General features: G+C 71.0%; 5 protein-coding genes. 2 read left to right on the top strand and 3 right to left on the bottom strand.

Translation table 11 applies throughout. The annotated features are described in order from the left end of the window. The coding region (locus AC07AL_RS33805) for a transposase domain-containing protein (RefSeq protein WP_478319266.1) at window positions 1–188 on the bottom strand (188 nt) is incomplete at its 3' end. 39 nt (window positions 189–227) lie between these two features. Between AC07AL_RS33805 and AC07AL_RS33800 the strand changes: the two genes are divergently transcribed. Beyond that, the gene (locus AC07AL_RS33800; RefSeq protein WP_478319265.1) at window positions 228–6,782 is read left to right on the top strand and encodes an SDR family NAD(P)-dependent oxidoreductase; all 6,555 of its coding nucleotides are present in this window, start codon (window positions 228–230) and stop codon (window positions 6,780–6,782) included. An 11-nt stretch (window positions 6,783–6,793) separates the two neighbouring features. On the opposite strand, the gene AC07AL_RS33795 is transcribed toward AC07AL_RS33800, so the two are convergent. Next, window positions 6,794–8,011 (bottom strand): cytochrome P450, encoded by a 1,218-nt coding sequence (locus tag AC07AL_RS33795; protein WP_478319264.1) that lies wholly within the window; start codon window positions 8,009–8,011, stop codon window positions 6,794–6,796. A 171-nt stretch (window positions 8,012–8,182) separates the two neighbouring features. Continuing rightward, window positions 8,183–10,285: a polyprenyl synthetase family protein gene (locus AC07AL_RS33790; protein ID WP_478319263.1), complete on the bottom strand. Its 2,103-nt coding sequence runs from the start codon at window positions 10,283–10,285 to the stop codon at window positions 8,183–8,185. Window positions 10,286–10,647: 362 nt separating this feature from the next. Here AC07AL_RS33790 and AC07AL_RS33785 point away from each other — a divergent pair, with 362 nt between their 5' ends. Further along, entirely contained in the window at window positions 10,648–11,292 is a 645-nt protein-coding gene (locus tag AC07AL_RS33785) for a hypothetical protein (protein ID WP_400809307.1), read from the top strand. Window positions 11,293–11,402 lie beyond the last annotated feature (110 nt).

Below are 11,402 nucleotides of genomic sequence, written 5' to 3'. Positions count from 1 at the left end.
CACATCGCCAGCACGAAGTACACAACCACCCGCGCCGGCAGCAGACGACTGCGTTTCTCACCCCGCCCGGTCTCGGCGATCACCTCATCGACCAGCCCCGGCGGGAACGCCCGGGTCAGTACCCCGATCGCGATCCGGTCCGATATCCGCTCACTCGCAGGCGCCTTGACCTGCCCCACCCTCGCCACACCACAACCAACGAGACACCGACCACAAAGTCACCGGCATTGGGGCTAGGCCTGCGGATCGAGGTCCGCAACCGGGCGCTGCCCACCGATGGGCGTCTGGTGGTGGGGGTGAACTCCTTCGGGTTCGGCGGTGCGAACGCGCACACCGTGCTCGCCTCCGCTCCCCCCGTCCTGCCGCCCGGCGCGTCCACGGCACCGCCCGAGGGCCTGCCGGTGCTGGTCTCGGCGCGCACGGAACCGGCTCTGGCCGAGGCGGTGCGCCGGATGACGGCCCGGCTGGCCAGCGCCGCGCCACGGGAGTTCTACGACATCGCCTACACCTCGTGCAGGCGCCGCGGCAAGCACGAGCACCGCGCGGTGGTGCTCGCCCACTCCACGGGGGACGCGGAACGCGGGTTCACCGCTCTTGCCACTACTGACGAAGCATCAACATCCCTTCAACAAAAGGCTGATGGTGTGACGCACTCGGGTGGCGCCGCAGCCGTCGGCGGGTGGGAGCGCGGGGCGGGAGCACCTGCGGCCGGCGCGAGTGCCAAGGCGGTGGAGCGTGGCCGGGTGGTGTTCGTCTTCTGCGGCAACGGGTCGCAGTGGGCCGGGATGGGTACCGACCTCCTGGCGGGCGACTCGATCTTTCGCGAGACGGTGAACCGGGTGGACGCAGCACTGGCCCCCCTTCTGGGCTGGTCGGCGGCCGAGGCATTGGCCGCGCCGCCCGAGCAGTGGTGCCTGGACCTGACCGAGCGCGCACAACCACTGCTCTTCACGCTCCAGGTCGCCTTGGCGGCTGTGTTGCGCGAGCGAGGCATCGAGCCGGCGATGGTGCTGGGGCACAGCGTCGGCGAGGTAGCCGCGGCACACTGCGCCGGGGCGCTCACCCTGGCCCAGGCCGCGCTGGTGATCGCCGAACGCAGCCGGTTGCAGGGCGCCACCCGTGGCGGCGGCAGGATGGCGGCGGTCGGGCTGTCGGCGGAGCGCGCGGCCGAGCGACTCTCCTCGTTCGGCGGCAGGCTGGAGATCGCGGGTGTCAACAGTCCGCAGGACGTCACCATCGCAGGCGACCCGCAGGCGCTGGCCGACCTCGGAAGGCAGCTGACCGGGCAGGCGGTGTTCTTCCGTGAACTCGACCTGGACTACGCCTTCCACAGCAGCTCCATGGACAGTCTGGCCGAGCCCCTGGGCGCCGCGCTGGCCGCGCTGGCGCCCTCCCCCGCCGCCGTCGCACTGCACTCCACCGTCACCGGCGCCAGGGCCGGGGGTACTGACCTGGACGCGGCGTACTGGTGGCAAAACGTGCGTCGGCCGGTCAGGTTCAGCGCGGCAGTGGAGCAGGCACTCGACGACGGGGGCGACATCCTGCTGGAGATCGGCCCCCACCCGGTGTTGCAGACCTACCTGCGGCGTATCGCCGCCACGCGCCCCCGAACCACCGTCACGGTGCTGGGAACACTGCGCCGTGACGGGGACGGAGCCACGCAGCTCGCCACCACCCACGCAGCGCTGCTCGCCGCCGGAGCGGACATCGACTGGGGTCGGTACTTCCCCCGCCCGGGCCAGGTCACCGGCCTTCCCGCGTACCCCTGGCAGCGCGAACGCCACTGGGAGGGCACCCGGGAGTCCTGGATCAGCAGCAGCGGCGACGGTGTGCTGCGCCATCCGCTGCTGGGCGAGCGACTGCCTGCCCCGCTGCCGGTGTGGCAGGGCCCCATCGAACCGGTACTGCTGCCCTGGCTGGGCGACCACAGAGTGGCCGGATCGGTGGTGATGCCGGCCACCGGCTTCGTGGAGATGGCGCTGGCGGCCGGGCGGGCGGTCTGCGCCGGTCCGGTGGAGGTCGAGCATCTCGATCTCAGCCACGCTTTGGTGATCCCCTGGGCAGACCCGTCCAGTGTCCGCGTGCAGCTGAGCCTCTCCCCGGACGACGGGACGGTGAGCATCACGAGCACCAACCACGGCCCCGGCCGCGCGGCCGACGCAGCGCGCCCGCACGCCCGCGCGAGGGTTCGCGCCTTGCTGCGGGACCGCCCCGAATCCCTTGATCTCAACACGGTACGGGAACGCTGCCCACGGTTGACGTCGGCCGACGAACACTACACGGCGTGCGCGGCGGCGGGATTGGCCTACGGTCCCGGCTTCCAGGTACTGCGCGAACTGCGCGTGGGTGAAGGCGAAGTCCTCGCCACCTACCACCACAGCACACCGGGCGATCCCTACACCGCACATCCCGCTCTGCTGGACGGCGCGCTGCAGGCAGGCGCCCCGCTGCTGGCGGGGCTGGTGACCGACGGGCACGCATGTCTTCCGGTCTCGATCGGGGCGGTGCGTCTCTGGGGCACTCTGCCCGAAACCGGTGTCGTCCGGGTACGCGAACGCACCCGGACCACCGAGGAGGTCTGCTGGGACATCACGCTCACCGACCAGGACGGCGTCGTCACCGCCGAACTCGACGGCTGTCGGCTGCGCCGTCTGGCAGTCACCGCGCGCGCAGGCATTGCCGTCTACCACACGGTGCTGCGCGCCGCCCCGCACAGCGACCTTCCCTGCGAACCGTCCCCCCTGCCACCCCCGCGGACCGTGCAACAGGCGGCGGCCGACCGGATCGCCGAGCTGCGATCCGACTGGCGGCGGTTTGGGCATGAGAGGTTCGTCCCACTGTTCAAGGAATGCAGCGCGCGCAGCATCGGCACCACGCTGGCCGCCGTACTGCCCGAGCCGTCCGCGCCCTTCGAACTGGACGATCTCGTGGCAGCCGGAATGCAACCGCGCTTCCGTCGCCTGGTCTCCCTGCTGATCCCCCTGTTCGTCCGGCACGGGGTGCTGGTTTGCGAACCGGACGGCCGGTGGCGGTTGACGGCAGCTGAGTTCCCCGTCGATCAGCTGGTCCGACAGATCGCCACCGAGCTACCCGCGTTCGTCACCGAGACCGCGCTCGGAACCCACCGATGGGCCCACCTCGAGCAAGTGCTGCGCGGCCGCACGGATCCCGTGGAGCTGCTGGGCTCCGAGCCCGTGGCCAAAGCCCTGGAGCAACTCCACGACACCGCCCCGGTCTCCCGTTTCCACAATCGCCTCACCCAGGCACTGCTGCGCGAGATGCTGCGCGACTGGCCGGTCGACCGTCCGCTGCGGGTCCTGGAGATCGGGGCCGGTACCGGGGGCACCACGGCGGCGCTGCTTCCGCTGCTGCCCGCGCAACGGACCCGCTACTGCTTCACCGATGTCTCCCCGCTCCTCTTCCCGCGTGCCCAGAAGCGCTTCGCTGCTTACGACTTCGTCGACTACCGGGTGCTGGACCTGGATGCGGACCCGCTCGGGCAGGGCTATCCGCAGCAGGGATTCGACGTGGTGGTGGCGGTCGACTCCCTGTACATGGCCAAAGACCTGACCGCGGCACTGCACAGGGTGGCCACCCTGCTCGCCCCGGGCGGCCAGCTGCTGATCGGCGAGTCGCACGACCCGGAGATGCTCGCCCTTTCCCTCGGTACCCCGGACAGCTTTCACACCGGTACCGACACCGAGCTGCGGCCCGACTTCCCGCTGCTGTCGCGCGAGCAGTGGCCCGCCCTGCTGGAGCGGTGCGGCTACCGCGACATCGTGCAGACCGGCCATGACCGCAAGCCCACCCGCGACCACCGGAGCGTCCTGCTCGCCGGTGCCCCTACGCCCGAGTCGGCGGCACCGCCCGCACTGCCCACCGCGCCGGCGGGAGCGGTGTTCGTCATCGCGTCCGAGACCGTGGGCCAGGACCCCTTGGTCCACGCCCTGGCCGACACGCTGACCGCTGCGGACGCAGCAACCGTGCGCGTCATCCGGGCCGAAGCCGAACCATCCGCCTGGGACCGGGCCCTGTCCGCCGCGACCGCCCCGCCCGAGACCGGCCTCAGCACTCCAGTGATCGACTCCGTCGACATCGCACTCCTCCTCGGCGGCTCGCCGCACAACGAACCCTCGTCGCAGAACGACCCTGCGGACCAGGTCGTCCAGGCAACCAGGCACACGGAGTTGCTGCGTGTGGTCACGGCCGCCTGCGCACGTCTGCCGCGCGAGGTCGGTGCCCGGCTGTGGCTGGTGACCCGCACGAGCGGCGCCGTGCCCGCCCTGGCGCGGATCACGGATCCCGTCCACGCCGCCGCGTGGGGCGTGGCGCGCTGCCTGGCCAACGAGCACCCGGACCTGGACGGACGCCGCATCTGCCTGGAGCCCGGCGCCGACCCGGTCTCCGACGCGCGACGGCTGGCCCGCGAACTACTCGGTCCCGGCACCGAGGACGAGGTCGTGCTGACCGCGGGCGGCCGGTTCGTCCCGCGCGAGCAGCACCGACCAGTGGCCGGGCCGACGCGGGAAGCGGTCCCGTTCGCGCTGAGGTCGCGCAACCCCGGCCTCTCCTACAACCTGTCCTGGGAGGAGGTCCGACGCCCGCAACCGGGGCCCGGCGAGGTCGTCATCGAGGTGCGGGCCGCCACGCTGAACTACCGCGACCTGATGCAGGTCACCGGCCTGCTTCCGGCGGCGGTCATCGAGGGAACGCCGTCCGAGAGCGGTCTCGGCCTCGAATGCGCCGGCGTCGTGACGGCCTGCGGCTCCGGAGTGACCGGCCTGCGGCCGGGTGACCGGGTCGCCGGCATGGCGGCTGCCTCGCTGTCCTCGCACACCGTGGCCCGCGCTTCGCACCTGTGGCCCATCCCGGCGGGCCTCAGCTATGACGAGGCCGCCACCACGCCCGTGGCCCTCGCGACCGTCGTCTACAGCCTGTTCCGCCTGGCCCGGATCCAACCGGGCGAAACGGTCCTGGTGCACGGGGCCGCCGGCGGAGTCGGGCTGGCGGCCGTCCAGTACGCCAGGGCACACGGCGCCACGGTGATCGCCACCGCCGGCAGCGACCTCAAACGCGCCTATCTCCACGCGCTGGGCATCGACCACGTGCTGGACTCGCGCAGCCTCGACTTCACCGACCAGGTCCTCCAGATCACCGCGCACCGGGGCGTGGACATCGTTCTCAACTCACTCGCGGGCGAGGCGATCACCCGCAGCCTGGAACTGCTGCGCCCGGGCGGCCGGTTCCTCGAACTGGGCAAACGCGACATCCACGAGAACAAACCGCTGCTGCTGCGCCCCTTCGGCAACAACATCGCCTTCTTCGGGGTGGACCTCAACGCGATCCTCGATGTTCCCCGGGAGATCGACCTGGTCGTCGCCGAGGTCGGCCGGCTGCTGCGCGAGGGGCGGTGCCACCCGCTACCACATGCCGCATTCCCCGCCGCCCGGGTCGCCGACGCCTTCCGGCTCATCCAGCACTCCCGGCACATCGGCAAGGTCGTCGTCACCTTCAGCCCCCTGGACGAACCCCCGGCGGTCGAGCGGATCACGCGCACGCCCACGCTCGACCCCCAGGCCACCTACCTGGTGTCCGGTGGGCTGGGCGGCTTCGGTGCAGCCACCGTCGGCTGGCTGGCCGGCCTCGGCGCCCGGCACCTGGCCCTGGTCGGACGCCGGGGTACGGACAGCCCGGAGGCCGGCGCCATCCTGTCCGCCCTTGCCGATCGCGGGGTCACCGCAACCGCCTTCGCCGCCGACACGACTGACCCGGAGACCATGCGGGCCGTGGTGGCCGCAATCGATGCCGACGGTCACCCGCTGCGCGGCGTGGTCCACTGCGCGATGCACCTGGACGACGACGCGCTCGTGGACCTCGACGAGCAGCGCATCGCCGCCGTACTGAAGCCCAAGATCGGCGGGGCCGCCGTCCTGGACGCACTGACCCGGGACCGCGACTGCGACCTGTTCCTGCTCTACTCCTCCGGCAGCGCCATGGTCGGCAACCTCAGGCAGAGCACGTACGCCGCGGCCAACCTCTACCTCGAAGCCCTGGTCCGCCGACGACGACAGGAAGGACGCAGCGGGCTCGCGATCGCCTGGGGAGCCATCAGCGAGACCGGCTACGTCACCCGCAACAACCTGACCGAGGCCCTCAGCAGTCTCGGCATCGAACAGGTCCGCCCGACCGAGGCGTTCACCGCCGCAGAACGACTTCTCGACGCCCGCGCCGTCGTCGCGGGCGTGGGCCGCTACAACTGGGCCAAGGCCGGCGCGATCCTGAAGCTGGCGACCAGCCCGCGAATGACGGGGCTGGCCCCCGCCTGCGACGATCAGGACGGCGTCAGCCGTACGGAGCTCATCCGCGGACTGGCCGGCGAGCAGCCGCTGGTCTTCCTGACCAAGAACCTGACCGAGCTACTGGGCGCAGTACTTCAGATGGATCCCGAACAGTTCGACCCCCATCGTCGGCTCGACGCGTACGGCCTGGACTCGCTGATGGCGGCCGAGCTACTGATCTCGCTCCAGCAGCGCTACGGCGTGGACATCCCGCCCATGGAACTTCTGCGTGGCAACGCGACGATCGCGGACATCGCCCAGCTCGTGCAGCTGCGGCTGGGTCTTGGCCCCGCCCCGGACGGTTCGGCCGCCGACTTCACCGCTGTGACCGCGCCGGTGCCCCGAGAGGCACAGCCCAGTACCAACGCGCCCGTACTCGCAGCCCTGCCCTTCCCGCAGCAGCCGCCCGCCGCAGCTCCCAACGGCGCGGTCACCAACACCTGATGACCCGCCTGCTATCCGGGAAGCCGATCCAGTCGTACCGGGAGCCCGTCCGCGAAGCAGTGCAGGACGGAGAAGTCGAAGGCCCGTTCGCGGTCTTCCCGGATGCTCCAACGGAACGTCGTCAACAGGTGATACATGATGGTCCTCATCTGCCCCTCGGCGAGGTGAAGGCCGATGCACTTGTGCACGCCGTTGCCGTAAGGCATCAGAAGGTCGCGTTGCCGACCGGTGGTGCGGCCTGCCGGATCGAAACGGTCAGGGGCGAAACGGTCGGGGTCCGGCCAGATCTCGGGCAGCCGCTGGGTGAGCATGATCTGCGCCGCCACGAACGTGCCGGCTGGAATGCGGTGCCCGAGGATCTCGGTGTCCCGCGTCGCTGCCCGCGGGATGATGAAGACCGGTGGCAGCAGACGGAGTGTCTCCTTGAGCACCCGGTCGAGGTCCTTGAGCCGGTCCGTCGGCGCGAGGCCGAGTTCCGGGGTCCCGACCGACAGGCACTCGGCGCGGACCCGGTCCTGCCACTCGGGGTGCCTGGCCAGGAAGTAGCAGGCGGAGGCAAGCGTGTTGGCCGTCGTGCCGTAGGAGGCGATCAAGAAAGCGACGAGGAAGTTGGCGAGGCTCCGGCCGCCGTGGGCGGCTTCGGGCAGCGTGGCGAGGCGGGCGAGCAGATCGCCGCTGGTGCCCTGCTTGGCCGTGATCATCTCCCCGAAGTACGTCTCCAGTGTCGCCCGCTGTTTGGCGGCACGGGCCCACAGACTCCCCGGCAGAGGGATGCGCAGGGGTGACACAGCGGCCTTGCTGATGGCCTTGAACCCTTCGTTGAGTTCTTCCAGCCTCCCGATCTCGCACGTGCTGGTGAACTCCTGGAGCGAGAGGCCCACCATGAGCCGTTCCAGGGCGGACTGCAGTCGGAACCCGTCGCCGGTCTGCCAGGTGTCGGTCTGAGCTCTGGTGAATGCGGCCGAGTTCTCCACGTGGCCGCGCACGCTGTCGCGGCTGAAGGCGCTCTGAATGATCCGCCGCCAGTACAGGTGTTCAGCCGCGTCCATCGAGGACAGTGCGTCCGGGAGCAGCGAGCCGACCACCGGGTTCCAGCCAGGGCCGCTGGCGAACACCCGGTCGTGGTTGGCCAGTACCGGCGCCACGGCTTCGGGACCGGCCAGGAAGACGGCCCGGTTGCCGACGATGGTGGCACGGGACACCGGCCCATAGCGCCGGTAACGCTTCATCCCCCAGCCGACCGGGTCGCTTCTGAAGGCGAGGGACTGCCCGAGGAACGGGAAGCCGGAGTTCCCCGGGATGCCCCGCCATGAACCCGCGCGCCCGTGGCGGCCGGGTACGGGCCGGAGGGCTGTGTCCGGCGTCGGACTGGACACAGGACAGCGAAGCGGACTCATCACTCAGATCACTCGCCCCTGGAACGGCACCGCGCGGTCGGGCTCGCGTCGGGCGGCATACCAGCCGACCGCGCGTAGCATGACCTTGTGCTGGGTGTGCGGCCAGTGCCGTGCGTTCGCGTTCCAGGCCAGTTCGACCAGCTGTTCGGCTTCGTTCTCGCAGGCCGCTACCGCCCCGCAGTCCCGCAGGGCGCGGCTGGCCGCTTCGATCGACCGGGAGTCTGTGGCGCCGCCACGGACTCCCGCCCACAGCGCGCGCAGGGCGCTCGGCGGCATCAGGCCCACGGCGTGGGCAAGCGGCATGGTGACCTTCCCCTGATGGAGGTCGTCGCAGGCTCGTTTGGCTGCGCGGCCGTGGGCCCGGTCGGCTGCCGTGGTGACGCCGTACAGGTCGGCCACGTCGTCGCTGATCTGGTAGGCGAGCCCCATCGCTTCGAAGTAGTCGCCGGTGGCGCGGATCTGGTCCCGGTCGGCTCCGGCCAGCATGGCCGCGATCTCGCACGTGCCTCGGGCGGGGATGCCGGACTTGAGGCGATGAGTGGTGCGCAGGCGTTCGAGCAGGAGGGTCGGGTCACCGGAGTCGACCGCGTGGTCCATCGCCGCGGTATGCCCGGCGATGTCCAGCGCCTGCCCGGCGTGGCCGGCTCGAAGCCCCAGCAGATAGACCTCGTAGATCCGCAGACGCAGCTCGGGGTCGTCCGCAACAGTGTCGCGCAGCACCCGGTCGAAGGCGAAGTAGGCGGCGGTACCGGCGTTGATCGCGAGAGCCTGGCCGTACACCGTGTGGGCTGCGGGCCGCCCCCGTCGCAGTGGCGAGCTGTCCTGGACGTCATCGATGATCAGGGAGCCGATGTGCAACAGCTCGATGGCGGCGAGCAACGGCCGGTAGCGGTCGGCGCCGGTGCCGAACATCTCCAGGACGGCGGCGGCGCTGTACGGCCGCCAGGTCTTCCCTCCGACGTCGGAGAGGTGACGCACCGGCGCCGAGAGGGCCGCCGCCAGATCCCGTCGACAGCTGTCGTCCAGGGATTCGCCGCCGCGCAGGCCCGCCATGGAGTGCACGGACGCGCGGTCGCAGGCATCGGGGTACAGGGCCCGGATCTCCTCCCGGACCACCCGGCCGATGCTGCTCATGTGACGCTCCAGGTTGACCAGGCCGCCGTCCGGCTCGGTCACCGCGAAGGCGTCCCCGCCGACCGGCCGGTGACCCAGTGAGCCGTGCACTGTCGCATGACCGCGCCAGCCCACGCCCGTGAGCAGCGACCGCGACTCCTGCTCGGGTACACGCGCCTGCACCGTCAGGTCCAGCGCCAGATCCGGAACCCTCAACCGCCACCGGACGGGGTAGACGTTGAGGGTCGCCAACGATGTCCAGGTCTCCTCCGTGCTGACCGTGCAGGTGTGTACACCGAGCCGCCCGTCCGGCGCGGTCGCGCGCAGGAACCGCTGATGGGGCCCCGGCCCGTCCGCGACCGAGCAGCTGTCCAGGTCCAGGTGCCAGCCGTTGTCCAGGTAGAGGGACAGCTCGTTCCCCGCCGTGTCAGCAGCCGCCCCTGGCCCGAGGGATTCATCACTGGGCTCCTCGTACCAGGCGGTGCCGGTGGCGGTGGTCGGGCTACCGTCGCGCCCGGTGAACGTCGCGACCACGCCCGAACCGCGCCACCTCTGCCCGTCGAAACAGGGGAGGAACTCCAGAAGCACGTCGAGCCCTTGTGCTTCGTCCGCGAGTCGGAGACGCCAGGATCCCTCCGCCGGGGATTCGAACGCGCCGACGGGGCCGAAGTCGAGCTTCCCGTCCGGTGCCGTGGTGACCGGATGGCTGAACAGCCGGTCCGGCAGGGTCGGCACACCCGTCGCCAGTGCGTCGTCGAACGCGGCCCGCACCCGCCAGTCCACCGAGGTGTCGTGAGCGAGCGCCGTCCGGCAGGCCCGCAGGGCAGGGCCGTCCAGCCACGAACTGCGGGCGAAGGCACGGCCGGTGATGTCGGTCGTGCCGCACGAAAGCGTGGTGCGGGCGGGTCCGGGCACCTGCGGTTCGCCGCTGCGGACGAACGTGACCTCGAAGGCGTACTGGTCCCCCTGCGGTGTCCGTACCAGGGCACGCACGCGCCACCGGTCCGCCCACCGTGGCGCCGGCTCCGCGTCCGCCCGCCCGTTCCCGCCGGTGGCGGTCGTGGTAACGGGATCCTCCACAAGCCTGCCCATGTTCAGCTCGACTCCGCACACGTATCAAGGTTCTGCCACGCCGCACCCTAGGTCGCCCTGGGCTTCCCGGGGACAGGTTCGGCAAGCGGGCCCGCAGACATCACCCCGATGGCCGACCTCCCCCGGGTGACAGCCACCGCGACGACCACCCACAGGACTTGGGTCGACCCGCCCGAGCGCCGAATCAAAACAGAAAGTAATGGAATGGATACTCTCTGAGAGCGGTGGGCCAGCGGGCCTGCCGAGCCTCGGAAGGAAGAGCCATGGTTTTCGAGAAGCGGCCGGCCCCGGAGGGCCCGAAAGCCGAGCCCCCCGTCGGCGGCCAGCGCTCACGCCTGCTCAGGATCGGGTCCGTCACCCTCCTGCTGACGGTCGGGGTCGGCGCTGCCTGGCAGGCCCGGGCCCAGTCGCATACGCCTGCGCACCGGGTGCTGATCGGAGCGGAGGACGAGACCTGCAAGGCGACTTACACCCTCCATTTCTCGCCGGGCATCACCCCTACCCCCACCACCCAGACGGTCACCGGCGCGGGCACCTTCCAGAACTGCGCCTCGCCCGACGGGTCCGCCGGAACCGCCCACCCCGTGTCCTTCACCGTCGGAACCGGCACCAGCGTCCTGGGTTGCAGCGGCACGTTCCCCCTGACCCGCACCAACAAAGTCACCTGGAGCGACGGGACGACCAGCACGGTGGACGTGCACGACACAGTCGCCATCGACTCCACCAAACCGATGGGCACCCAGATCACCGACGACTCCGACGGGACCCAGGTCACCGCCGGCAGGGACGTGGGCGACTCGGTCTCCCTCTCGCAGACGGTGCAGTCCCTCACCGGAGCCTGCACCAATGCCTCACCGGTCACCGCCATGACCGGCGTGATCGGCGGCGAGGCCCACGCCTTGCTCTGAGCACGAAGGCGCCGTGGGGGGGGGGGGGGGGGGGGGGGGGGGGGGGGGGGGGGGGGCGGAGAGGACAGTGCCCATCCGGACCCAGCAAGAGAGCAGCAGAAGCAACCACC

The sequence above is a fragment of the Kitasatospora sp. NPDC043949 genome (assembly GCF_056435365.1).
Note: the sequence above shows the minus strand (reverse complement) of the source record. Positions and strands in the feature narration are given on the sequence as shown.

What these genes read in the sequence shown, in the direction of transcription:
- AC07AL_RS33795 (WP_478319264.1), bottom strand. Translation starts at nt 8,011, where the DNA reads ATGAAGCGTTACCGGCGCTATGGGCCGGTGTCCCGTGCCACCATCGTC.
- AC07AL_RS33785 (WP_400809307.1), top strand. Translation starts at nt 10,648, where the DNA reads ATGGTTTTCGAGAAGCGGCCGGCCCCGGAGGGCCCGAAAGCCGAGCCC.